The following is a 25,350-nucleotide window of genomic DNA, read 5'->3' on the forward strand; positions in this document are numbered from 1 at the left end:
ACAACATTTACGGGGTGCGCCATGAGTCGTACGGTGCAGACATTATGTCACGATATTCGCTATCTGGCCGATGAGCTGGCGGCAGTGTCGGGCTCGCACGACGAGAAAGGACTGGCTCACCTGTCGACGTGTTGCGCCACTCTGCTTGAGCTGCTTCAGGCTGCCCCGGCGTACGATGATCCCCGACCGGCGCCGGACCATATGGCGCTGTCCCGGTATGAGCGCACATTACTGTGTGAGCATGATGTGATCTGGCACTGGCAGACAGGCAGTGACGCCCTGACGCTTTCCTCGCGCTGGAAGACGCTTTATCACAATGATCCCGCACCCTCTCTCACGCAGTGGTGTCAGGCGCTGCATCCTGATGATCGTGAACGGGTACTGGCGCTGTGCCACGAGGCGGCCACCACCTCAGGGGTTTCGCGCATCGAATGCCGCCTTCGCGATGGCAGGGGGCAGTGGCGCTTCGTGCGGCTTCGCAGCGTGGACAATCATGATGCGGACACCCCGGGCCGGACCGGCGTGCTCAGCGATATCACCCATGAGCGCTATCGCGACCCGGTGACCGGACTGGGAAATTCCGATCTGCTCGACCAGCTTCTGGAAGATGCCCTGCAAAAGCCTCATGGCACACGTCATGCGCTGGTCAAGATCACCATGGTCAATGCCACGCTGCTGAGCGAATCCGAGCATTTCAACAATACCCGCGAACTTGAAACCCGCCTTGCCGCTCTGCTGGGCGAGCTGCTGCCTGCCGATCGGCTGATTGCGTTGCCCGGTTTTAGCTATGCCCTGGTGGTGCCCTTTGAAGATCAACAGGCGCTGCAGGGCTTTCTGGCTCCCCTGCAACAAATGCTGGGCATGCCACTGGAAACCCCGACAGGGCGCGTATGGTTGTCGTATGTCGTGGGCGTGGTGCCCTTTGACGCCAGCAGTGACATGCAGGTGGAAACACTGAGAAAGCAGGCGCGCCTGACCGTCAATAACGCGTCCTGCACGGGCGTGGGCGGCATCCACTACTACAGCGATGAACTACAGGAGCGTGCCCGTCGGGCCAGCCGGGGAGAGCAGCTGATTCGCGATGCGCTTGCCTGCAATGGTGTGCTTTGTTATCTGCAACCCATCGTGAGCGTCAGGGAAGGCGGGCGGGTCGTCGCCTTTGAGGCCTTGATGCGCCTGCGTGATGGCGAGGAAGGAATCGCCATGCCGGGGGCGTTCATTGAGGCGGCCGAGTCTACCGGACTGATCCACCAGCTCAGCCAGCAGCTGATCGACAAGGCGCTGTATATTCTGGTTGATCCGGCCTTTACCGCCCGTTTTGGTCAGGAGTTCGTGATCAACATCAACCTGTCGCGTCATCAGCTCAAGGACGCGATGCTGGTCGATGACATGCTGAGACTGATCAACAAGCATGGTGCCGACCCGCGGCGGGTCAATCTGGAGATTACCGAATCGGCCGTGCTGGCAGAGCCGGCCCTGGCGCTGCGCAACCTGGTGCGCCTGCGCGAACACGGTATCTCCATTGCGCTGGACGACTTTGGCAGCGGCTACTCCTCGCTGTCCCAGCTGTGCGAACTGCCGCTGGACTGCATCAAGATCGATCGCCGCTTTGTCATGGATCTGGAGCACGAGCCCCGCAAGCGCCACGTGATGACCTCGGTAATCGATCTGTGTCGGCGCCTGGAGTTTCGCGTGGTCGTGGAAGGTGTCGAGGAGAGCGCCACGCTCAAGACGGTCTGTGACATGGGGGCCGAACAGATTCAGGGCTTCATCTATGCCCGGCCCATGGCGTGTCAGGACGTGCCGGACCGGCTCAATGCCACGCTCCTGCCGTTATCAAAACAGCCTGCCTAGGTCCGGCCCTTGTCCGTCCGGGCCTGCATTGGCGGCCCGGACCTCCTGCGGCGGATCATGAGCGATAAAGGCGCTGCATCAACAGCAGCCACTGCTGACCAAAACGCACGTCCAGCCAGTCAGCGCGTGACAGCGATTCAGCGAGTCGGCCGGCCAGGGTGGCCACTTCCGGGTCGTCATGACGGGTCAGGTTGGTCAGCGCCTTGCGTGAGGCATAAAGAAATTCCTGCTGCCGGCTGTCCTGCCAGGCATCAAGGGCCAGAATCGCCCGCTCCAGGCACTGTTCCGGCAGGTCAAGTGCGCAGGGTGGCAGCTGCCACTGCTGGTGGCGCAGGGACGCGGCACGGGCTGCCTTGCTGGCATTGGCCGGACGCAGGGCACAGTGTTGGGCCAGCTGGTCGGCCAGCGACCAGAGGGTATCCTGCCCGCCACCCTTGAGCTCGAGCTCGACTTCATGAATGGCCACCCGATGCTCGCCCACGATAATCTCACCGATATCAAGCGCCAGCTCGATGTGGCTGCCGTCGTGTTCCAGCAGCCACTGGGTGCGCTGAAAGTCGGTACGATAGACCCCTTGCAGCGCGCGTCGGATCTCGCTGTCTTCAAAGGGCGCAACGCCAAGCCCGGCCAGCCAGTCCATGTCCAGGCTTTCTTCATCGCGTGGCGTTTCCCATTCCCCTCGGGTATGCAGCCCGCCCTGGCCGTTGCCGGCAGTCTTGACCGTCTGGATAAAGCGCTGGCCGTCACCACGCAGGCGCAGGGCGACACGGTGGGCTTCCAGGGCAAGTTCTGGCGTATCGTAATAGACATTGGCCAGACGATGGATGTCGGGCGAGGTGGCCTGCAGCAGTGGATGGGCCATCAGGGCGTCGACGCTGTCCTGGCCCAGAGCCAGCTTGAGCTCCACTTCCTGCGGGGTCCCTGACGTATCAGCGGCCTTGTCGTCGTTGTGTGTGCTCTGATTCATGTGTTGATTCGCTCTAACCAGGTCCAAACGTTAAATTTTCATGACGCAGACAGACCAGATAAATATACTGGTCTCGCCATTTTCATTGCAGTGAAACCACCATGGTGTCATCCAATCCCTTTTCAGCACTGTTCGGCCGCTCGCCGTTTCAGCCGCTGCTTGAACATATCGACAAGACCGTCGAGTGCGCCGATCTGCTGCCGGTTTTCTTTCAGGCAACGCTTGAGCAGGACTGGGAGCGTGCCGGCGAGATCCGCAATCACATCAGCGCAGGCGAGCATGAAGCCGATGAGCTGAAAACCTATATCCGCATGAATCTGCCCAACAGCATTTTCCTGCCGGTATCGCGTTCCGACCTGCTCGAGCTGATCAGTGTACAGGACAAGATAGCCAACAAGATCAAGGATATCGCGGGCATCATGCTTGGGCGTCGCATGCGTATTCCCGAGGCGATGGACGATATCTTCCTGGAATATGTGCGTATTGCGGTGGCCACGGTGCACCAGGCGCGCCAGGCGCTGGCCAAGCTGGATGATCTGCTGGAGTCGGGATTCGGGCGCAATGTTTCCGACCTGCTCGATGATCAGATCCGCACACTCCATGAGCTCGAACACCAGGCCGACGATCAGCAGGTCATGATCCGGCGCCGCCTTTTTGAGCTGGAACGGGAGCTGCCGCCGATCGATGTCATGTTTCTGTATCAGATCATTGACTGGATCGGTGAGGTTTCCGACCGCTCTGAACGCGTAGGCAGCCGCCTGCAAATCCTTTTGGCCCGATAGGTGCACGTCACCATCGGGTGCTGAAGTTCGGATAACGATATTTCCTATGACCATCATCGCACAGCATGGCGAGCTCTTTATTATTCTCGCCTGCGTTTTCGGCTTTTTCATGGCCTGGGGCGTTGGCGCCAATGATGTGGCCAATGCCATGGGCACCTCGGTCGGCTCCAAGGCCATTACCATTCGTCAGGCGATCGTTATCGCCATCATCTTCGAGTTTCTGGGGGCCTGGCTTGCCGGGGGTGAGGTCACCTCTACCATTCGCAATGGCATCATTGATCCCACCCTTTTAAGTGAAACGCCGCAGTATCTGGTCTATGGCATGCTCTCATCGCTGCTGTCGGCGGCCATCTGGCTGATGATTGCCTCGAAAAAGGGCTGGCCGGTATCGACCACCCATTCCATCGTGGGCGCGATTGTCGGTTTTGCCGTAGCAGGTCTGGGGCCCGCCTCCGTGCAGTGGAGCGCCATCGGCCAGATCGTCTCGAGCTGGGTGACGTCGCCCGTGCTTGCCGGCGTCATCGCCTTTTTGCTGTTCCGCTCGATTCAGACCCTTATCTTTGAAAACAGTGATCCGCTGGCAGCGGCGCGTCGCTACGTGCCGGGCTACATGTTTCTGGTCGGTTTTATCGTGTCGATGGTGACGCTGCTCAAGGGTCTGAGCCATGTCGGCCTCAACCTGAGCTTCACCGATGCACTGCTCTGGGCCATGGGCGTTGGTGCGATCATCACGCTGCTGGGCATTCTGCTGGAGCGTCGTATCGGCCATGAACCGCGCAAGGATGATCGCTTCAGCTTCTCGGGCGTGGAACGCATCTTCGGGGTCTTGATGATGTTTACCGCCTGCGCCATGGCATTTGCGCACGGCTCCAACGATGTGGCCAATGCCGTGGGGCCGCTGGCGGCCGTGGTCAGCGTCGTGCAGACTAATGGCCAGATTGGTGGCAATGCGGCGCTGCCCTGGTGGATTCTGATTCTGGGCGGCGGCGGTATCGTCTTTGGCCTTCTGACCTATGGCCATCGCGTGATTGCCACCGTTGGTACCGGGATTACCGAGCTGACGCCTTCGCGTGGCTTTGCCGCCACGCTTGCCGCCGCCACGACCGTGGTCATTGCCTCCGGTACGGGCCTGCCGATCTCGACCACGCACACGCTGGTGGGTGCAGTACTGGGTGTCGGTCTTGCTCGTGGCATGCGCGCGTTGAACCTGCGTGTGCTGGGCACCATCGTGATCTCCTGGCTGGTCACGCTGCCGGCCGGTGCGGCGCTGTCGATCATCTTCTTTTTCATGCTCAAGGGCATGTTCGGCTAGACAGCCCGAGAGGGTTGCGTCATGCCAGGCCGCCGTGATTTACGGCGGCCTTTTCGTATCCGGTATTCGGCAATGTCACCGGAGCCTGCACCCTGGCGCCGGCTGCTTTAAGATGAGAAGCCTTAAGATGGGGGAGCCTTCACACCCGTGAGGCCCTACTGATGCCCGTTTGATCCTGGAGCCGCCTTGGACATCTCATTTCCCTTTGCCGACTGGTTTCGAAACTCATCGACCTATATCGATGCCCACCGGGGACGTACCTTTGTGGTACTGATCGAAGGAGAGGGGCTGACGCCCGAGCGTCGTGCACCGCTGATTCAGGATCTGGCCCTGCTGCATACCCTGGGGGTGCGGCTGGTGCTGGTCTTTGGCGTGCGCGCCCAGGTGCGCGAGGCACTGCAGAAGGCAAAGCTGACGCCGCTGCGTCATCAGGGGCGATTCGTGGTCGATGAAGCCTGCATGACGCTGATTGAACGCGAAGTCTCGACCCTGCGTCTGGCCATTGAAGCCAGGCTCTCACCGGGGCTTTCCAATACGCCGCTGCATGGGGTCGAGATCAATGCCATCAGCGGTAATCTGGTCATGGCCAAGCCGCTGGGCATCCGGGAGGGGGTCGACTTTCAGCGGGCGGGCGAGGTGCGCCGCGTGCGCAGGGACGCCATTCGGACCCTGCTGGACCAGCGTTCGCTGGTGGTGCTGCCGCCGCTGGGGTACTCCAGCACCGGAGAGGTCTTTGATCTGGATGCGGCCGATATCGCTCGTCATGCCGCCATTGCCCTTAATGCCGACAAGCTGATCATCGTGGGGCGTGCCGGCGGGCTGCATAACGCCCAGGGGCGTCTCATGCGCCAGCCGAACCTGCAGGAGGCGCAGTCACTGGTCCGTGAGCATGACGATGCCGAGCTTGCCGAGCATGTGCATATTGCCTGCGATGCGGCGCGTCAGGGCGTGGGCCGTACCCACCTGGTGTCCTGGCAGGACCGCGATGCGTTGCTGGCAGAGCTTTTTACCCGCGACGGGGTTGGCACCATGATTACCCGCGAGCGCTATGAGCAGCTCAGGGGGGCGCGCATTGATGATATCGGCGGCCTGCTGGAGCTGCTGCGGCCGCTGGAAGAGCGCGGCATGCTGGTCGCGCGTTCACGCGAGCGGCTGGAACAGGAAATCGATGACTATGTGGTCATCGAGCGTGACGGCATGGTGATCGGCTGTGCAGCACTTCACCCCTATCCGGAAGCGGGTAGCGGCGAGCTGGCCTGCGTTGCCGTGCATACCAGCTATCGCGGTGGCGAGCGGGGTGATCTGCTGCTTGATGGTATCGAACAGCGTGCCCGTGAGCAGGGGCTGACCACGTTGTTTGCCCTGACCACCCATACCCTGCACTGGTTTCTGGAACGTGGCTTTGAGCAGGCAAGTCCCGAAGCGCTGCCCCAGCGGCGACGCCAGCACTACAACCCGCAACGTAATTCCCGGGTGTTGCTCAAGACGCTGGCCCCTTCTGCCAGGCCGGATGCAGGACGCTGATGCATCCAGGCGCTCCCTGTCGCCCTTTTGAGACATGAAAAGGGTATTTTGTCGTGATGCGGCGACATCAAAAAATTCATAAAAAACAATAGTTTGAAGTTTTATAGAAGTTGTGGTGTCGCCTGGTGGCGACGATTTTGCCCCGTATCGACACCATCCGAGGGCTGAAATGTTCGATGTTTTATCAAAACAAAATGCAGGGTTATGTTTTTAAAGGGAAAAATCTATTTCGGCATGGCTTTGGCTATAGGTTGCGTGCGGTAGAGAAGGTTGTCTCGCGGCCTGATAGTTTCAGAACGCGACCATGACGCACCTTTTCTTGCGCTGAAAAGGAAAAGGCCCGGGTATCGGGCAGTATTTCAAAAACACTGCTGCTGTGGTGTTTTTGATCCGAAAGAAGCCTCTGGCGCTATCGAAAACCTGAATGTCAATCTCGATGGCAGGGCTTCGGGCCTCTCCAGGCCCACGGTGGTGCGGTGCTGCACGGTCAGGCAGGCAGAGCCAAATCACCATGTTACCCTTCAGTTCCCTGCGTATTTGAGAGCCGGCCCTGCCGGCTCTTTTTTTTATTTTGTTCAGGCTAATGAAACTGAATGGATGAAAAGTGTATACGGACGTTATCAGACGGTGAGATTATCGGTTATTCTCTCCAACGTTCCGGACTATTCTTCCCTAACGGCCCGCCTGTCGGAGACTGTCAACCCATGGCTTCTCGAATAAAGCGTCGATGGCGTCCTCGATCCCTTCTTCAGCAGGTGCTGACGGCCTTTTTGCTGGTCATGCTGCCGATCGGCGTGCTGATCCATCTCGCCGGCCAGAGCTTTTCAGAGCTCTCGGCGCTGGCTGACGTCAGTGCCCGCGAGGCAGTGGATGAAACCCGCCGCGCCCGTCAGTTAACCAATCTGTCCACGGACATGGAGCGCAGCGCCCGTCAGTATGCGGTGCTCGATGACCAGAGCCTGCTGGAGATCTACGGCGAGCGACGGGCGCGCTACAGTGATCTGCTCAACGAGCATGCCGCCTTCATGGGCGCCAGTCCCCTGATGCAGTCCCTGCGCCAGCAGCTGACCGTGCTGGAAACCCTGCCCACGCCCGGTGAAGACAGCCTGAGCGCGCAGCTTTCCGAATTCAGCAGATTTACCGCCACGACCGAGGCGCTGGCCCAGGCCACGCGTCAGCAGGTCGATGCGCGCATTGACGACATTCGTGCCAGGGCCGATCGCGTCACCACGCATCTGTGGCAGGCAACGCTTGCGCTGGTGTCGTTCAGTCTCGTGCTGATCCTCTTTTTCACCTGGCGTATCATTCGCCCGATTCGCCAGCTCGAGCAGCGCATTCTGGGCATCGGTGGCGATGGCGATACCCGGGATGCCCGACCGATTCAGGGGCCGCTCGAGCTGGTCAATCTGGAAGAGCGGCTGGAATGGCTGTCGGCCCGCCTTCGGGAGCTCGAGGAACAAAAGCAGCAGTTTCTGCGTCACATGTCCCATGAGCTCAAGACACCGCTGGCCAGTATTCGCGAAGGCTCGGGCCTGCTGGCTGATGGCGTGGTAGGCGAGATGACCCAGCGTCAGCGTGAGATCGTGTTGCTGATCGATGAAAGCGGCCAGGAGCTGCAAACGCTGATCGAGCAGCTGCTGGATTACAATCTGCTGCAGCAGAATCGCCGCCTCAACGTGACACGCTTTGATGTGGCAAGCGTCATTCATGAGGTGCTGTCAAAGCATCGTCTGGCGCTGCAGCAAAAGGGCATGGTGGTCGAGGAGCGCCGCGCGCCGCTTTACTGGCAGGCAGATCGGGCCCGCACCGCGCGCATCCTGGACAATCTGATTTCCAACGCCATTGCCTACGGCGCCGATGAGGGGATGCTGTTTATTTCGGCCAGCGCCGATCAACAGCACCTGACCCTGGATGTCGCCAACAGTGGCCAGCCAATCAATGCGCGTGACCGCGACCACCTGTTCGAGCCGTTTTACCAGGGCAGCTCGCAGCGCAAGGGGCCGCTCAAGGGCTCCGGTATCGGGCTGTCGGTTGCCGCTGAAAGTGCCCGGGCCCAGCATGGCACGCTGAGTCTGGTCGAGGACACCATACATGGCTGTGAAGTCTGCTTTGAGCTGGTACTTCCCTGGATTGTGGAAGAGCCTTCACAGGACAATGCACCGTTACCTCAGGCCGCCAGGGAAAAGGCGGCACTGGCAAGGATATGACAATGAAGCACAATCTGATTGCAGGCAGTCTCCTGCTGTCCACCATGCTGCTGGGAGGCTGCGCCATGCTGGGCGACCGTGTCCCGGGCGCCGCCGAAGAAGGCTGCATCACACGCGGTATTCCCACCATGGTGGATGATGAGTGCCTGCTGCCCACATGGGTGGCGTTTGGTCGCGCTGCGCAGACCGGCACACAGCAATGGCGTGATGAAGTGCTTCAATACATGAACAATGATACGCCTCGGGGCGGTCTGGCACGCGCGGTGGTCTTTTCCCAGGAGGACGCCACCCAATGGCCGAAAGGTGTGGCCCTGTTCAAGCGCTACACGCCACAGGCCCCCGAGAGCATTCAGCCGCTGTTGCAACAGTGGCAAAAGGATCTGGAGCGGCGCAGCGAGCTTCAATCCAGGCTTCAATCCAGACTCGATGCACAGCATAATCGCAGTTATCAGGGTAACAGCCGACAGCGCCAGCAGATTCAGTCGCTGGAGCAGGAAAATATCGAGCTGAAAAAGAAACTGGACGCCCTGACCGCGATAGAGGAGAGCATGAACGCCAGGCAGACCCCCTGAGCCCTCCTCACGCGTCGGGCGTGCAAGGAGAGTCACGTGAAAACTGCCCATCTGCTATTGGTCGACGATGACCCAAGCCTTTTAAAGCTGCTGGGTATGCGTCTTGAAAGCCGTGGCTATCGGGTCAGTACCGTTGAAAGCGGCGCCCAGGCACTGTCACTGGTCGAGCAGCAGCGTCCCGACCTGGTATTGTCGGACCTGCGCATGGATGGCATGGACGGGATGGCGCTGTTCGGCGAAATCCAGTCCCGCCATCCCGGCCTGCCGGTCATCATTCTGACCGCCCATGGTTCCATTCCCGAAGCCGTCAACGCCACCCGTCAGGGGGTGTTCGGCTTTCTGACCAAGCCCATTGATCGCGTCGAACTGTTTTCGCTGGTGGATGAGGCCCTGATGCAGGCCTCACCCGGCAGTAGCGAAGCCGACCTTGAATGGCGCCGCGACATCATTACCCGCAGTACCGTCATGGAACAGGTGCTCGAGCAGGCCGGCAAGGTGGCCGGCAGCGATGTCAGCGTGCTGCTCTCCGGCCCTTCCGGCTCCGGCAAGGAGCTTCTGGCCCGCGCCCTGCACCGTGCCAGCGGGCGCGCCGAACGTCCCTTCATTGCCATCAACTGTGGTGCCCTGCCGGAGCAGCTGCTGGAAAGCGAGCTGTTCGGCCATGCCCGCGGCGCCTTTACCGGCGCCGTCAGTGCGCATGAAGGGCTCTTTCAGGCCGCCCATGGCGGTACGCTCTTTCTCGATGAGATCGGCGACATGCCGATGTCGCTACAGGTCAAGCTGCTGCGGGTGCTTCAGGAGCGCCAGATTCGCCCGCTGGGCAGCACGCAAAGTATCGATGTGGATGTGCGCGTCATTTCGGCCACCCATCGCGATCTGAACGCGGCGATGAATGAGGGCACCTTTCGCGAGGATCTCTTTTACCGCCTCAACGTGGTCAATCTGCGCCTGCCGGCCCTGCGCGAGCGCCCCGAGGACATTCCGATTCTGGCGCGCTATCACCTGGAGCTGGCCGCCGATCGCCACAAGCCCTCGGTCAAGGGCTTCTCGAAGGAGGCCATCAACCTGCTGGCCTCCCACGCCTGGCCGGGCAACGTGCGCCAGCTCGTCAACGTGGTCGAGCAGTGCGTGGCGCTGTCCACCGCGCCGATCATTGCCCATGCGCTGGTGGCCCAGGCGCTGGCGTCGGAGGACAACGCGCTGCCATCCTTCAATGCCGCACGGGCCGGTTTTGAGCATGGCTATCTGGTCAAGGTGCTCAAGATTACCGAAGGCAATGTTACCCAGGCAGCACGCATTGCCGGGCGCAACCGTACCGACTTCTACAAGCTGCTGGCCCGCCACGAACTCGATCCCAACAGCTTCAAGCCTGTCCATGTCGCCGGTTCGCTGTAGCGTTCGCTGACACCGGTGCAGATGACCGGTGTCAACGCCTCCAGCCGGTACCCACCCCGCGTGCCAGCGCCGCTTTGCCAGCTGCCTGCTGCTGGCTTTCCCCTGGGGCCGCGCTGGCCCGGTCGTTCTTATCAGGAATCGATATTCAATAGTCTCGGCCCTGGGAAACTTTGGTGTTACTCGCGGGTAACACCTTGTTGACCAGTGTGCTGTTTTGACGTCTGTTTTTTCCACGGCATAACCAAACGGATATGACTTTATCGGCCAGTGGGTATTAGGTGCCATGACTTCTCGACGGTAGGTTGGTCCGGGTGATCTGCCCCGCCCGCGGATCGCTATTGGTGCCGGGCGCGCCGGGCAGCGGGTGTCGATCTATCGGAGGGGACAGCATGCAGACCACGGACGCAGTACGCAGCGTCGATCAGTCCGACGGCGATATAGGCCCGCCTCATAAGGCAAAACGCCTGACATGGCAGGAAAAGGCCGGCTACGGCATCGGCGACGCCGGCGGTACCATCGTGACGGCACTGATCGGAAACTTTCTGACATTTTTCTATACCGATATCTTCGGCATTTCCCCGGCAATTATCGGCACCATGTTTCTGACCCTGCGCATCATCGATGCCTTCACCGACCCGATGATGGGCATGCTGGCCGACAGAACGCGCTCGCGCTGGGGGCAATACCGTCCCTGGCAGCTCTGGGTCGCCGTGCCCATGGGGATCATTACCTTTCTGGCCTTCTATTCGCCGGCGTTTGATGGCAATGCCCTGATCATTTACGCGGTGGTCACCTATGCGCTGCTCTCGCTGTGTTATACCGCCATCAACGTGCCCTACTGCGCGCTGGTCAACGTTATTACCCAGAGCCCGCGTGAGGTGGTCTCCTGTCAGAGCTATCGATTTGCCTTGAGCGGCGGCGCGGCCTTTTGCGTCATGGTTGGCCTGCCGCTGTTGGCCGAATGGCTGGGGCAGGGCGATATCGCCTTTGGCTATCAGACGGGCGTGGCCGTACTGGCCGTCATGGCGGTGGTGATGTTTCTGATCTGCTTTGCAAGCGTTCGCGAGCGCGTCAATACCGGCGGTCGAAAGTTTCGCATGAAGGAGCTGCTGGCCAATACCGTGAAAAACGATCAGCTGTTGCTGATGTTTTTCATCACCTTTCTGGTCATGAACATCTTCAACGTCAAGGGCGGCTCGGCGATCTATTTCATTCAGTACTATCTGGAAGGCTCACCCGCCTTTACTTCCTTCTTCTTCGGCGTGGCAACGCTTTCCGGCATCGTCGGCAGTATCGTGGTCAACCGTATCTCGCGGCGCATGGACACCAAACGCCTGTTTATTCTGACCAATATTGTGCTGGGGCTGGGCTCGTGTCTGGCCTGGGTGGTTCCGGGAGAGTATCGGGAGGTCTGGGTAGGGCTCAACCTGATTGGCTGTCTGATCCTGGGCTTTCTGTTGCCGCTCAACTTTTCCATGATGGCCTTCAGCGATGACTACGGTGAGTGGAAAACCGGCAAGCGCACCTCCGGGATGACCTTTGCCTTCAATTTGTTTTTCATCAAGCTGGCCTGGGCAACCGGCGGCGCCATTGTCAGCTTTACGCTGTTTTTCGTCAGCTACGAGCCGGGCATGAACAATCAGACCGAGACCTCGCTGGCCGGGATCGTCCTGCTGTCGACGGTCATTCCGGGCCTGATGCACTTTCTTCTGGCCTTTGTGACCGGTTTTTTCAAGGTCAACGAGTCGTTTCTGGACACCATCAAGCAGGACCTGGCGCAGCGCCAATAAGCTGCGCCCCGGGGCATGAGCCGCGCATGACAGGCGGCTCGGCCGGTGCATGACCCCTGTATTCCACTGCATGGAGCGCATATGTCAACGTCTCATTCATCACAGTCGCACGACTCTCCATCTCCTGAAGCGACGCTTCAGGGGCCCGGCCTTCACGGCGCGGGGCGCATCAGCGACCGTTTCTGGTCACCCCGCCTTGAGCTGGTCCGGGATGTGGTGGTGCCCTACCAGTGGGAAGTGCTTAACGATCAGGTACCCGATGCCACGCCCAGCCACGCCATCGAGAACTTTCGCATCGCGGCCGGCGAGCAGCAGGGCACCTTTCACGGCATGGTGTTTCAGGACAGCGACGTTGCCAAATGGCTGGAGGCGGTGGCCTATCTGCTGCAGCACGAGCGTGATGAGACGCTCGAGCAGCGCGCCGATGACACCATCGAGCTGATTGCCCGTGCTCAGCACGAGGACGGCTATCTCAACACCTACTTTACCTGTCAGGCACCGGGCGAGCGCTGGACCAACCTCTGTGAGTGCCACGAGCTCTACTGCGCCGGACACATGATCGAAGCCGCCGTGGCCTATTTCGAAGCCACCGGCAAGCGCCGCCTGCTGGAGGTGATGTGCCGCTTCGTGGATCATGTCGAGACAGTATTTGGTCACGAGTCCGGCCAGATCGCCGGCTACGACGGTCATCCGGAGATCGAGCTGGCGCTGATGCGGCTTTACGACGCCACCGGTGAACCGCGCTATCTGAAGCTGTGCCGTTTCTTTGTCGAGGAGCGTGGGCAGCTGCCGCACTTCTATGACCTCGAATGGGAGCGGCGCGGGCGCACGCATCATGATTTCGGCGCCGGTACCCAGCCGTTCATGCTGCACAAAAAGACCTACAGCCAGGCCCATGCCCCCGTGCACGAGCAGGACCGCGCCGTCGGCCACGCCGTGCGCTTTGCCTACCTGTGTACCGGTATGGCCCAGTTGGCGCAGCGCAGTGATGACAAGGCGCTGCTGGCGACCTGTCGGCGGCTGTGGGACAACATGGCCTCGCGCCAGCTATATGTCACCGGTGGTATCGGCGCCCAGGCACCGGAAGAGTCCTTTACCACCGACTTCGATCTGCCCAACGACACGGTCTACGGTGAAACCTGCGCGGCCATCGGCGTGGTCTTTCTGGCCCGCCAGATGCTGGCCGCCGAGCCTGACCGGCGCTACGCCGACGTCATGGAGCGCGCACTTTACAACAATGTGCTGGCGGGCATGTCGCTGGACGGTCAGCACTTTTTCTACGTCAACCCGCTGGAAGTCGACCCGAAAGTGTTGGCGGATAACCCCATCCTCGAGCACGTCAAACCGGTGCGCCAGCGCTGGTTCACCTGTGCCTGCTGCCCGCCCAATCTGGCGCGATTGATTGCCTCGCTGGACCGCTACGTGGTGGGCTGCGCTGATGACACAGCCTGGGTGCATCTTTATATCGGCGGTGAATTCGAACTGCCGCTGTCAGCCGGTACCCTGAGACTCCATCAGGAGACCGACATGCCCTGGCAGGGCGCGGTGACGCTGACCATCGGTGCCGATGTTCCCGTTCAGGCCCGGCTTGCGCTGCGCATTCCCGCCTGGGCGGAAGGCTTTGAGGTCTCCCTTGACGGCGAGCGACTTGACGCTGAGATGTCCAGCAATGGTTATCTTGAGCTCGAGCGTCAGTGGCAGGACGGCGATCGAATCGCGCTGAGACTCGAGATGCCGGTACGCCGCGTCTATCCGCACCGCGCGCTGCGCCATGATGCCGGCAGGGTCGCGCTACAGCGTGGCCCGCTGGTGTACTGCCTGGAGCAGGCGGACAACGGCGAGCGGCTGCACGATATTGCGCTGCGCGAGGGAGGCATTGTGGATACGCTCGAGGGGACCGATGCCCTGAGCGGCATGACGCTGCTGCGCGCCGAGGCCCTGCGGGAAAACGCGGCGGGCGAGGCGCTGTATCGCTTTGACGACGCCCCTACCTACACCCGGACCGAGGCGGTGTTCGTGCCCTATTTTGCCTGGGCCAATCGGCAGGAAGGGGAGATGCGGGTCTGGACCCGGGAGCTGCCGCGTCGGGCGTAGCGCTGGATATGGTGCCAGGCGGCGGTTTATTGCTTGAACCGCCGCTTCACTTCCACCTTCAGGCGGCCTTCGCCCAGCCGGGCTGTCAGCACTTCACCGGGGGTGGTGTCCTGCGCCCGGTGTACCACGCCGTTTGAGGATTCCAGAATCGCGTAGCCACGCCCGAGCACGGCCAGCGGGCTGACGGCGTTAAGCTCGCGTATCAGGCCTTCGAGCTGCTGGCGCTGCGTGGTGATCTGGCGCTTTGGAGCCGCCATCAGGCGTTGCTCCAGGGCATCAAGCCGTTCGCGGCGCTCGCGCAGTGTGCGGGCAGGCGATGTCTGCTGTAATCGGGCCTGATCGGTTGCCAGACGCTGATGAGATTGATCCAGCCGATGCGTCATGGCGCGTGCCAGCCGTGCCTGGAGATCATCCAGGCGCTGACGCTGCGCGCTTAACCGCTCGCCGGGGTGGCGAAGGCGCGAGGCGGCGTGATCCACGCGCTGGCCAAGCTGCTCGAGCTGGCGCTGCTGGGCGCTTTCCAGACGCTGCGTGAGCGTTGCCAGACGCTCCAGAATGTCCCGGCGGTCCGGCACCAGCCGTTCGGCGGCGGCCGAGGGCGTGGGTGCGCGAACGTCGGCGGCCAGATCACTCAGCGTGGTGTCGATCTCGTGACCCACGGCGCTCATGACCGGAATCGGGCTGGCCTGAATGGCACGCGCCAGGCGCTCATCGTTGAAACACCAGAGATCCTCCAGGCTCCCGCCGCCGCGGGTGATCAACAGCGCATCAAAGCGTGCGTCACGCCCGGCGGCGGCCAGCGCGCGAATCATGGCTGTTGCGGCCTGATCGCCCTGGACCGGCACCGGCAGAACACTGACCTCCAGCAGCGGCCAGCGCGCCTGCAGGACGGCCAGCACATCCTGAAGGGCCGCGCCGCTGGCAGACGTGATGATGCCCAGATGCTGCGGTGGGCAGGGCAGCTCGCGCGCATTGGCAAACACGCCTTCGCCCTCGAGCTTTACCTTCAGCCGTTCCAGCGCGGCCAGCAGGGCACCGCGACCGGCCTCCTGGACCGCCTCGACGATCAGCTGATAATCCCCGCGCGCCTCGAACACCGACACCTTCGCCCGAATGCGCACGCTGTCACCCTCACGCATGGGGGCGGCGACAAAGCGTGCCCGGTTGCGAAAGAGCGCGCAGCTGACCTGGGCGCGGTCATCCTTGAGGGTGAAGTAGAGATGACCCGAGGCCGGGCGGGACACGCGCGACAGTTCCCCTTCGACCCACACCTCGCCAAAGGTGTCTTCAAGCGTTAAGCGGGCGCGCCGATTGAGCTCGAAAACGCTCAGGGTCTCGTGGGGGGAAGACGGGGGCATGGCGGCTCCATGTGAGATGATTCAATTCGATGGCGTCAGTCTGGCATGCGGGCGCGTCGGTGTCTGCCGGTAGCCCTCTGGAAGACAGGCGCCTGGCGTTCAAGGCCCGCAAGAGGCTTTATGCATGGCGGCAATAGCGCGCAGCACGTGGCGTGTACATTGTATGGGCGGGCCGCAGGCGTTAAAATGCGCGATTACTTTTCCCGCCGCCTGTACAACCCACTCAGTGGACGCCAGTTATGCTGCGTATAGCTCAAGAAGCGCTTACGTTTGACGACGTATTACTCGTTCCCGGTTATTCCGATGTTCTACCGAAGAACGTCTCTCTGAAATCCCGCCTGACCCGCAACCTCGTCCTCAATATTCCGCTTGTCTCCTCCGCCATGGATACCGTCACCGAAGCTCGCCTGGCCATTGCCATGGCGCAGGAAGGTGGTATCGGTATCGTGCACAAGAGCATGTCGATCGCCGCTCAGGCGGCTGAAGTACGCAAGGTCAAAAAGCACGAAAGCGTGATCGTGAAGGACCCCGTCACGGTCAGCCCCGATACCAGGCTCACTGATCTTCTCGCCATGGCCGAAGAGTACGGCTACTCCGGCTTCCCGGTGGTGAAGGGTGAAGAGCTGGTCGGTATCGTGACCGGCCGCGACATGCGTTTTCAGCCCAACTACAGCGACAGCGTCGAAGCGATCATGACGCCGCGCGAAAAGCTGATTACCGCGAAGGAAGGCACGCCGCTGGAAGACATCAAGCGTCTGCTGCAGGAACACCGCATCGAGAAGATCCTGATTGTCAGCGAAGACTTCCATCTGCGCGGGCTGGTCACGGTGCGCGACATCGAAAAGGCGCGCACCTACCCGAACGCCGCCAAGGACGAGGATGGTCGCCTGCTGGTGGGCGCGGCAGTCGGCACCGGTGAAGACACCGGCGATCGCGTTCAGGCGCTGTATGATGCCGGCGTTGACGTCATCGTGGTCGACACCGCCCACGGCCATAGTGCCGGCGTGCTGGATCGCGTGCGCTGGGTGAAGGAGCACTTCCCCGCGTTGCAGGTCATCGGTGGCAACATCGCCACGGCCGCGGCAGCCAAGGCACTGGCCGAAGCCGGCGCGGACGCCGTCAAGGTCGGCATCGGCCCGGGCTCGATCTGCACCACGCGTATCGTCGCCGGTGTCGGCGTGCCGCAGATCACCGCGGTGGCTGACGTGGCCGAAGCGCTCAAGCCCTATGACATTCCGCTGATCGCCGATGGCGGCATCCGCTTCTCCGGTGATATCGCCAAGGCGATCGTTGCCGGTGCGCACTGCGTAATGGTCGGCAGCTTGCTGGCGGGTACCGAAGAGTCCCCGGGCGAGATCGAGCTCTATCAGGGCCGGACCTACAAGGCCTACCGCGGCATGGGCTCGATGGGTGCCATGTCCCAGACCCAGGGCTCGTCGGATCGCTACTTCCAGGACAAGAACGAAGGTGTCGAGAAGCTCGTGCCGGAAGGCATCGAAGGCCGCGTGCCCTACAAGGGCCTGATGAGCGCCATCGTTCACCAGATGATGGGCGGTCTGCGTGCCTCGATGGGCTACACCGGCTCGCACGATATCGACACCATGCGTACCGTGCCTGAATTTGTTCGCATCACCAGCGCAGGCTTTGCCGAATCGCACGTGCATGACGTGCAGATCACGAAAGAAGCGCCGAACTACCGGAGCTGATGGCATGCACTGCCCGCGTGGGATCATGACCTTCATTGATCGATACGCGGGCAGGGCACGTCCATCGACTGCCGGGCAGTCCAGTTTGAAGAGCGGGAGGCGAAAGCTTCCCGCTCGCTGTTTATATCCTCGCCGTTCTCGGCCGTAGTAGAGAGATACCATGACCGACATTCACGCCCACAAGATTCTGATTCTCGATTTTGGCTCCCAGTACACCCAGCTGATCGCCCGCCGCGTGCGCGAGATCGGGGTTTACTCGGAAGTGCGCGCCTTCGATATCACCGAAGAAGAGATTCGCGAATACAACCCCAACGGCATCATCCTCTCCGGCGGGCCGGAATCGGTCTCCGAGCTGGATTCCCCGCGCGCGCCCGAGTGCGTGTTCGAGCTGGGCCTGCCGGTATTCGGCATCTGCTACGGCATGCAGACCATGGCCGCCCAGCTGGGTGGCGCCACTGAAGGCTCCGAGAAGCGGGAATTCGGCTACGCCCAGATCAGCGTCTCCGCAGAAGATGACCTGCTGGGCGGCATCAAGGACCACATCGGTGATCGTGGCGATGCGCTGCTGGACGTGTGGATGAGCCATGGCGACAAGGTCGCCCACGTGCCCGAGCAGTTCGAGATCACTGCCTCCACGCCGAGCTGCCCGATCGCCGCCATGAGCTGGGCCGAAAAGCGCCTCTACGCGGTCCAGTTCCACCCGGAAGTGACCCACACCACCCAGGGCCAGCGCATCCTCGAGCGCTTCGTGGTCGACATCTGCGGCTGTGAAAAGCTCTGGACCCCGGCGAAGATCATCGAGGATCTCTCCGAGCGCGTTCGCGAGCAGGTCGGCGACCGTCATGTGCTGCTGGGCCTGTCCGGTGGAGTGGATTCCTCCGTGGTCGCCGCCCTTTTACACAAGGCGATCGGTGATCAGCTCACCTGCGTGTTCGTCGACAACGGCCTGCTGCGCAAGGACGAAGGCGCCCAGGTGATGGACACCTTCGCCCAGCACATGGGCGTGCGCGTGATCCGTGTGGATGCCGAAGACGAGTTCCTTGGCAAGCTCAAGGGCGTGAATGACCCGGAAGCCAAGCGCAAGGCGATCGGCAACACCTTTATCGACGTGTTCGACCGTGAAGCCGCGAAGATCGAGGGCGTCGATTTCCTCGCCCAGGGCACCATCTACCCGGACGTGATCGAATCCGCCGCCTCCAAGACCGGCAAGGCGCACGTCATCAAGTCGCATCACAACGTGGGCGGCCTGCCGGAGACCATGAAGCTCAAGCTGGTCGAACCGCTGCGCGAGCTGTTCAAGGACGAGGTGCGCAAGCTCGGCCTTGAACTCGGCCTGCCGTACGACATGGTCTACCGTCACCCGTTCCCCGGGCCGGGTCTTGGCGTGCGCATCCTCGGTGAAGTCAAAAAGGAATACGCCGACATCCTGCGCGAGGCGGACGCCATCTTCATCGAAGAGCTGCACAACGCGGACTGGTACCACAAGACCAGCCAGGCCTTCGCCGTGTTCCTGCCGGTCAAGTCCGTCGGGGTAGTGGGGGATGGCCGCCGCTACGAGTGGGTGATTGCGCTGCGCGCGGTGGAAACCATCGACTTCATGACCGCCCGCTGGGCGCACCTGCCGTATGAGCTGCTGGAGAAGGTCTCGGGGCGTATCATCAATGAGATCAGCGGCGTGTCGCGCGTGACCTATGATGTGAGCAGCAAGCCGCCCGCGACGATCGAGTGGGAATGAGGTTGTAGCAGTAACTTGATTGAATGACGAAGCCCGCCAATTGGCGGGCTTTTTATTTTGGAATAGTAAAAAGGCGTATCAGCATTTACCCCTGTGTCGAAAACCTCCAGTTTATGCAGCTTTCCAGATAAGCGCGGTTCTCTGCTGAAAGTCGGGAAATGCCTGCATAACGAGAAAGCTCTAGAGTCTGATCATTACTATCCAGCAGCGAGGTTTCATGACGATCATAGAGCTCGGCGATCTCGGTCCGAGAAATATCACGAATCGAGCGATCCAGTCCTGATCGGAACGTAGTCCTCTTCGAGTAGCCTCCTGCTGTCCAAAGAAAATCGACATCGTTTTCGAGGTGTAGCTCGACGCGGCCTAAGGCGTTTGCGACCTGCTCGGAGATGCGTCGGCCGGTTCTTTGCCAGCCATGCATTTCAGAGATGCGCTTGCTCAGCAGGCTCAGGGGCATGGGGCCTTCACGATCGACAACGTCGGCAACAAGAAGCTCTAGAGTTGGAAGATAATCCTGTTGATGGAATAGCTCGGGATCTGGAATAGGCACTTCAGAGTTTTTAGTTGCTGGTTTCATTGGATCTCCCGATGAGATGACTCTTGTAGCTATGAGCCTCTCTCCTGTAGATGCCTCTTCTTTCCGCGCTGATTCAGGGGGTTGGTTCTTCATGGGCGAGTTTGAGGAAACGTCGTTTTCCTGCACAGGGTGTGTAGTGCTGTCATTTGCTTCGGCAATCTCTTTTTGGTCCACCAGCTCACGAGCGGCTTCCTCTGCAGCCCTTCTCACGCGGTCTGCTTCCAAGTGTTCCGTGAGGGCTGCATGAATTCGATCAACGACCATATTGGGGTTGCGAAACCAGTCGGTGGACCAGATCCGGAAAATAGTCCATCCAAGATTTTCAAGAACTGCCTGCCGAATCTTGTCCCGATCCCGCGCTGTGGCAGAGCCGTGATACGTTGCCCCGTCGCACTCGATACCAGCTAGATAGACGCCTGCGTGATCTGGATGAACGACTCCTAGATCGATACGGAACCCTGAAACGCCGATCTGTGGACGAAGTTCCCAACCTCTGGCCTCAATGGCGTTCTTGACCGCGGCTTCGAAAACGTTTTCAACCGGCCCCAAAGATCCCTCGTCCTGCGCTGGCAGAGCAATTGAGCCACGTGCGGCGAAATCAAGGAAGCTTTTGAGGTGCTTCACTCCCGTGGCCTTGGTACGAGTGAGATCGATCTGGTCGGCCCGTATTGAGGCGAAGATGTGTAACTCCTGTCGAGCACGAGTCACGGCGACATTCAGGCGCTTTTCACCACCTTCCAAGTTTAGCGGCCCGAAGACCATCGAGAGCTTGCCTGCGTGATCCGGGCCAAAGGTGATTGAGAACAGCATCACGTCGCGCTCGTCGCCCTGAATGTTTTCAAGGTTCTTGACGATCACGGGTTCCTCTCGAGCGTCCTCGAAAAACCATTCCAGTTCAGGAGCTTGCCGCCGCTCTGCGTCAAGTAGATTGAGAATAAGTTCTTGCTGCTGAGCGTTGAATGTAATAACGCCCAGTGTCAGGCGCTCCTCTTCGGGACGTGTCAGCCATTCCTTCAGGCGACGCACGGTCATACGCACAATAGCGCGCGCCTCGGAGTCGTTGGTGCGCTCTTGGCCTCGGCCGTAAACACCATCTATCTGGTGCAGCTTGACCGCTTCGGACGCAGTGGTCGGGGAGGGGAAGGTTATTAGACGGCCACCGTAATAGTGCCAGTTGGAAAAGGCGATGAGTGACTCATCGCGGCTACGGTAATGCCAGTTAAGCTGTTGGGTCGGAATACCGGCTGAGGCCACTTCATCCAGAATGGAGGCCAGATCGCGCTCTGCTTGAGGAACGTTTTGACCGTCATCATTGCTACGGCCGAAGAAGTCTGTAGGGGGCAACTGCTTGGGGTCGCCGACGATAATCGCCTGTCGTCCCCGTGCGATTGCGCCAATGGCATCCCATGTGGTGATCTGGGATGCCTCATCGAAGATGACAACGTCAAAGGCAGCTTGCCCTGCAGGAAGATACTGTGCCACCGACAGGGGAGACATGAGTACGCAAGGTGCCAGTTTAGTGAAGCTACCCGGCATTTCTGAGATAAGCGTCCGAATTGGCATGCTGGGCCGCTGGAGGGTCAACTGATGTCGGAGCGTGCCGAGCTCGGATCGTCGCGGCACAGTATCCTGTGCCGGCAGGCCGTGTTGGATACGGCTCAGGATCTGGCTCGCCGCCATTTCGGTAGCGCGACTGTCGAGTTCCCGGAAGCGTTTGATCGTGTCTTCATGTGCCCAGTGCGAAAAGCTACGTAACACTGCGTGGGCATCCATTGCGAGTGGCAGCCACCAAGCCGCATAGGCTGCTTTGAAGGCGGCTTCGACATCTCCGTCAAGGCGACCATCTTCGACTACTTCAACAAGGGGAGCCAAACCGGCAGAGTTTGCTTGCAACCGCACATTAACCCAACGCGTCCAGTCGGAGAGATAGTCCTTGCTGTTCAGAATATCTTCGAGGTGATGGGCGAGCTCAGACAGTGGAAGTTGTTTTGGGTCCGATTGTGAGATCTGTGCGAAATCTCTGGCACACTCCTCCCAAGCTGATCGCTTTTGCAAAAATAACGTGATCGCATTGCGCAGATCACCCGGCATACGCTGCGCTAGGCTCTGCCTGGATGCCTCCCAGCGGTTTTGATCCGAGACGGCCGGTGCGAGGGCATTCAGTGTTGCCACCAAGCTGCTTGCCTGCGCTATCCAGTCCATCAGTCGATCGGGATCTGTTTCCACGCCCGTGACCACAGGGCATGGCAGTAATGCATTTTCCTTGATCTCATCCTGGATACGCCTGGCGTCGCTCATTGCGGCAATGTCCTGATCAGGGTTTGCCTGACCACTCTCGGCGTAGGTCTGTAGGAGTTTACGGACCGAAGACTTCGCGAGGATGGAGAACGGCCACATCTTCGTTTGGGCAAGCCGCCAATTCGCGTCCATTTGATCGAGAGGAATCATATCAAGACGGTCCATTGGATAGCGTGCCGAAGCGCGACTTACGGCGTCGTTGTATTTGCCAAGCAGGTCGCACAGGGCCTGTGCCTGGCTCTGCATTTCACCAATGTTGCGTGACAGGGACCAGCTCACGTCTTCGCCGGTTGCGGGTATTTCGGCAACCTGTAGCAAAGTCTCAATTTCTTCCGAGGAACCAGCTCCATCCCAACCCAGCCCAGATTGACGGGCAAGGGTGTTCGCGGCATCGAATAGCTCCCGCGTCACCGAGGCCAGTGCAGTGGTCCGCTTGAGGAGCTCGGCCTGCCAGCCGAAGGACCAGTCACTTGCTTGAATAAGCGGAAACGTTTTCCGCTCCGCGATGATTTCATTGCATCGCCCCAGTGCTTCGGCCAACTTCTTCAATCGCGCATAGCTGTCTGCGTCATGAGCATCCTTGTTGGCGAAAAAGAGGCTGAACGGCTGTGCTTCACCAGATGCTTCTCCAATGGCCTCAAAGACACTGAAACCCTGAGTTCCTTTCTTATGGAGGGCGGCGACATAAGTGTTCAGTTGATCGCGGGTGATGGAAAGATCGTCGGTAACCTTTATCCATTCAGCCTCGGAGCCTCGTGTCGCACGCTCCCAACTGCGCCCGAGTTGCGACAGTACTGATTTGCGATCAGCCTTGTTGGAGTGCAGTTCCAGTACCGCATCCCCTAGTCCGTGTGCTGCTAGGCGACGATGGACCACGTCCAGCGCCGCAGATTTCTCGGCGACAAAAAGAACCGTTTTCTGAACTGCAAGACATTGCGAAATAATGTTCGCAATGGTCTGGCTTTTGCCCGTGCCCGGCGGACCAATCAGTACGAAATCATGCCCTTCCTCGGCCGCCAAAACCGCTGCAAGCTGGGAAGAATCTGCTGGCAGAGGGGTGAAAAGATCACGAGGAGCAAGACGTCGGTCGACATCTGCAGCATCGGGGAGCCCCGGGCTTCCCTCTGCAAGAAAAGGTTCGGACGGATTGTCGACCAGATGCCTTACAAGAGCACTTTCGCGCAAGCTATCGGTGCGTTCGACCAGATCTTTCCACATCAGAAATTTGGAAAATGAAAAGGTTGCAAGTGCAACATCCTCAACAACCTCGAAACCTGCAACATCACGAACCTTTCGTCGCATAATTTCGAAGATTCGAGGCAGATCGAAGCCACTACCATCACGTGGCAATTCATCTTCCAGTTCTGGCACCGTGAGATCGAAGTCTCTCTTGAGAAACTCTAAAAGAGTGGTATTAAAGCGAACATCATCTTCGTGATTTTCAATGATGAACTCGGATTGCGCGGACTTGCGGGAGATTTTTACGGGAACAAGAAGAAGTGGCGCACGATAGCTTTGGGTGTCGCCTTCCGATTTTTTCCAGCGCAGAAACCCGGCGGCGAGGAAAAGAGTATTGGTTCCGCCTTCTTGCATATCGCTTTTGGCACGCCGGTGTAGCTCCAGAAGCCGTAGTTCGGTTTCCTTGCGGGTCAGATTGACTGCCATTTGGCCCTTGGCGAAAGCGTCTTTTGCAACTTCCTCTAAAAGCTTCGGTTCCTCCTTTGTTAGCAGGTCTCTCTTTCCAACCGGATCTTCGTCCTTCAGTGCCAGCGCACGGAACTTCTTGCCGTCCGCAAGCTGATCTTCCAGCGATGACACATCCGAACAAAAGAATGGCAGCGTCTGCTTACTATCCTTGAAATTCAATAATCGGTTGCGCAACGAAAGATCCAGCAACTTTCTTTGCCAACGTGAAATCCGATCTGTAGGCGTTGTCGGTTCTTCTTCGATCAGGTCTTCGGGGAGCAGCCCCCGAGCAAGTGGTTTTGGAAGCGCTGCCGGGCTCGCCGGTATATCTGCTAGTTGCGTTTCTGGTTCGTTACGATGGCTGGCAAGGGGACGTACCCGTGCTGCACGGGCCCGACGAATGTCTACGGCCATGGTGAAACTGTGTTCATTGCGCTCTGAAGTAAGCTCACGCGCGCTATCCACTGCTTCTTCGAATCCAATGCTGGGTCGTTTTGTAAGCAGAGTGGTTTCCATACTTACAAACTCCCGGGCATCAAGCGCTTTGCGAACGGTCATAACGTCCGGTTCGCTTATGGTCCCGAAGTCTCTTTCGGTCAGCCACACCCCTGTCCAAGCATGCCCTTCACAAAACAGAATGGCTGGATTCAGTCCTGCCGCCTCAAAACAGGCCGCCAAAAAGAGCGCACTGTCGAGACAGGTTGCAAGTCCTTCGGAACGGATGCGTCCCGGATCGCGAATCTTCTGTCCGTGCAGCTCGAAACTGGCTGGGGGTACGGCATAGGTTAAACCCAGGCCTGTCGCGGCAGACCAGATGGATCCTGCCAGCATCCACGAGCGCGACGGATCTTTGGACTGGTATCCATCCATGCTGCCGTTCTGCCCCGTCGCCTCAAGAAGCCGTCCCGCTTCCTTTAGTATTCCGGCAACGACCGTATCGTTGGGAGAGACGAAGGCTGCCAAAAGATGTGCCATCTCACCAACGCCGCCCCACTCATCGCGTGCAAGCATCTCTATCTGACGACTCTCGGATATCATCTCGACATCGCCCTGCCGCACTAAAAGCGTTAGCTCACCTCTCTCAGCTTCGTTGAGGCCACCCAGAAGAGCCGTGTCCAGAGGGGTTTCCAGATCATGTAGCTCTTGCTGCTCGCCTGATGGCAGTCGGTCCAGCTTCCATGTTTTGGGGCGTAACAAGCCTGGCTTGCAAGTCAGTTCGACGGTGAGGTTCTCCAGCGGTTTATCCGTCTGGTTCTCCAAAACGATCTTTCTGATTACTGAAACACCATTCTGGGAGGAAGCGAAATTCACTTTTTCCGCAGTGATCAAAGTCAGCAAGAGCGACTTCTGGGCATCCTCATCAACTGTCTTGAAAGGCATGTTTTAACCCTGATTACATTTTAAATTAGTGGTTTCTAGTCTTGCTGCTGTCAGCGGCCAGAAAAGTGACGTTGCTGGAATCTCTGCAAGGAATCAGAACGCGTTTTTAGCTA

14 protein-coding genes are annotated in these 25,350 nt (G+C 59.7%); 11 read left to right on the forward strand and 3 right to left on the reverse strand.

The window, feature by feature from the left end:
• The first annotated feature begins 21 nt into the window (after positions 1 to 21).
• Positions 22 to 1,854 (forward strand): EAL domain-containing protein, encoded by a 1,833-nt coding sequence (locus IE123_RS01245; protein WP_189514312.1) that lies wholly within the window; start codon positions 22 to 24, stop codon positions 1,852 to 1,854.
• Between the two features lie 55 nt (positions 1,855 to 1,909).
• On the opposite strand, the gene IE123_RS01250 is transcribed toward IE123_RS01245, so the two are convergent.
• The gene (locus IE123_RS01250; protein WP_189514314.1) at positions 1,910 to 2,821 is read right to left on the reverse strand and encodes a CYTH domain-containing protein; all 912 of its coding nucleotides are present in this window, start codon (positions 2,819 to 2,821) and stop codon (positions 1,910 to 1,912) included.
• A gap of 101 nt (positions 2,822 to 2,922) precedes the next feature.
• On the opposite strand from IE123_RS01250, the gene IE123_RS01255 reads away from it, so the two are divergent.
• The 8 genes from IE123_RS01255 to IE123_RS01290 all read left to right on the forward strand — a co-directional run bounded on the left by IE123_RS01255 (position 2,923) and on the right by IE123_RS01290 (position 14,497).
• On the forward strand, positions 2,923 to 3,603 hold the full coding sequence (locus tag IE123_RS01255) for a TIGR00153 family protein (RefSeq protein ID WP_189514316.1): 681 nt from the start codon (positions 2,923 to 2,925) through the stop codon (positions 3,601 to 3,603).
• A 46-nt stretch (positions 3,604 to 3,649) separates the two neighbouring features.
• Entirely contained in the window at positions 3,650 to 4,915 is a 1,266-nt protein-coding gene (locus IE123_RS01260) for an inorganic phosphate transporter (protein ID WP_189514318.1), read from the forward strand.
• A gap of 186 nt (positions 4,916 to 5,101) precedes the next feature.
• Positions 5,102 to 6,439 (forward strand): amino-acid N-acetyltransferase, encoded by a 1,338-nt coding sequence (argA, locus tag IE123_RS01265; protein ID WP_189514320.1) that lies wholly within the window; start codon positions 5,102 to 5,104, stop codon positions 6,437 to 6,439.
• Between the two features lie 704 nt (positions 6,440 to 7,143).
• Entirely contained in the window at positions 7,144 to 8,646 is a 1,503-nt protein-coding gene (locus IE123_RS01270; protein ID WP_189514322.1) for a sensor histidine kinase, read from the forward strand.
• A gap of 2 nt (positions 8,647 to 8,648) precedes the next feature.
• A complete protein-coding gene (locus IE123_RS01275; RefSeq protein WP_189514324.1) occupies positions 8,649 to 9,218 on the forward strand; it encodes a hypothetical protein in 570 nt (189 codons plus the stop codon).
• A gap of 36 nt (positions 9,219 to 9,254) precedes the next feature.
• Positions 9,255 to 10,613: a two-component system response regulator GlrR gene (glrR, locus tag IE123_RS01280; protein WP_189514327.1), complete on the forward strand. Its 1,359-nt coding sequence runs from the start codon at positions 9,255 to 9,257 to the stop codon at positions 10,611 to 10,613.
• Positions 10,614 to 11,002: 389 nt separating this feature from the next.
• Positions 11,003 to 12,403, forward strand: coding sequence for an MFS transporter (locus IE123_RS01285; RefSeq protein ID WP_189514329.1), 1,401 nt, complete (start codon positions 11,003 to 11,005; stop codon positions 12,401 to 12,403).
• An 81-nt stretch (positions 12,404 to 12,484) separates the two neighbouring features.
• A complete protein-coding gene (locus IE123_RS01290) occupies positions 12,485 to 14,497 on the forward strand; it encodes a glycoside hydrolase family 127 protein (protein WP_189514331.1) in 2,013 nt (670 codons plus the stop codon).
• A 26-nt stretch (positions 14,498 to 14,523) separates the two neighbouring features.
• On the opposite strand, the gene xseA is transcribed toward IE123_RS01290, so the two are convergent.
• Positions 14,524 to 15,855: an exodeoxyribonuclease VII large subunit gene (xseA, locus tag IE123_RS01295; RefSeq protein WP_189514333.1), complete on the reverse strand. Its 1,332-nt coding sequence runs from the start codon at positions 15,853 to 15,855 to the stop codon at positions 14,524 to 14,526.
• Positions 15,856 to 16,094: 239 nt separating this feature from the next.
• Here xseA and guaB point away from each other — a divergent pair, with 239 nt between their 5' ends.
• Both guaB and guaA read left to right on the forward strand, forming a co-directional pair.
• Positions 16,095 to 17,561, forward strand: a complete 1,467-nt coding sequence (gene guaB / locus IE123_RS01300; protein WP_189514335.1) for an IMP dehydrogenase — start codon at positions 16,095 to 16,097, stop codon at positions 17,559 to 17,561.
• Positions 17,562 to 17,721: 160 nt separating this feature from the next.
• Positions 17,722 to 19,296: a glutamine-hydrolyzing GMP synthase gene (gene guaA, locus IE123_RS01305; protein WP_189514337.1), complete on the forward strand. Its 1,575-nt coding sequence runs from the start codon at positions 17,722 to 17,724 to the stop codon at positions 19,294 to 19,296.
• A gap of 85 nt (positions 19,297 to 19,381) precedes the next feature.
• Here guaA and proA read toward each other — a convergent pair whose 3' ends face one another.
• Positions 19,382 to 25,237 carry an anti-phage protein ProA gene (proA, locus tag IE123_RS01310; protein ID WP_189514339.1) on the reverse strand — a complete coding sequence of 1,952 codons (5,856 nt, stop codon included), beginning with the start codon at positions 25,235 to 25,237 and terminating at the stop codon, positions 19,382 to 19,384.
• Positions 25,238 to 25,350: the final 113 nt, after the last annotated feature.

The organism is Kushneria pakistanensis, assembly GCF_014652795.1.
In the GTDB taxonomy this organism is placed as follows: Bacteria; Pseudomonadota; Gammaproteobacteria; order Pseudomonadales; family Halomonadaceae; genus Kushneria; species Kushneria pakistanensis.

Coding starts and splice junctions, on each gene's coding strand:
- IE123_RS01245 (WP_189514312.1), top strand. CDS start 22: ATGAGTCGTACGGTGCAGACATTATGTCACGATATTCGCTATCTGGCC.
- IE123_RS01250 (WP_189514314.1), bottom strand. CDS start 2,821: ATGAATCAGAGCACACACAACGACGACAAGGCCGCTGATACGTCAGGG.
- IE123_RS01255 (WP_189514316.1), top strand. CDS start 2,923: ATGGTGTCATCCAATCCCTTTTCAGCACTGTTCGGCCGCTCGCCGTTT.
- IE123_RS01260 (WP_189514318.1), top strand. CDS start 3,650: ATGACCATCATCGCACAGCATGGCGAGCTCTTTATTATTCTCGCCTGC.
- IE123_RS01270 (WP_189514322.1), top strand. CDS start 7,144: ATGGCTTCTCGAATAAAGCGTCGATGGCGTCCTCGATCCCTTCTTCAG.
- IE123_RS01275 (WP_189514324.1), top strand. CDS start 8,649: ATGAAGCACAATCTGATTGCAGGCAGTCTCCTGCTGTCCACCATGCTG.
- IE123_RS01285 (WP_189514329.1), top strand. CDS start 11,003: ATGCAGACCACGGACGCAGTACGCAGCGTCGATCAGTCCGACGGCGAT.
- IE123_RS01290 (WP_189514331.1), top strand. CDS start 12,485: ATGTCAACGTCTCATTCATCACAGTCGCACGACTCTCCATCTCCTGAA.
- xseA (WP_189514333.1), bottom strand. CDS start 15,855: ATGCCCCCGTCTTCCCCCCACGAGACCCTGAGCGTTTTCGAGCTCAAT.
- guaB (WP_189514335.1), top strand. CDS start 16,095: ATGCTGCGTATAGCTCAAGAAGCGCTTACGTTTGACGACGTATTACTC.
- guaA (WP_189514337.1), top strand. CDS start 17,722: ATGACCGACATTCACGCCCACAAGATTCTGATTCTCGATTTTGGCTCC.
- proA (WP_189514339.1), bottom strand. CDS start 25,237: ATGCCTTTCAAGACAGTTGATGAGGATGCCCAGAAGTCGCTCTTGCTG.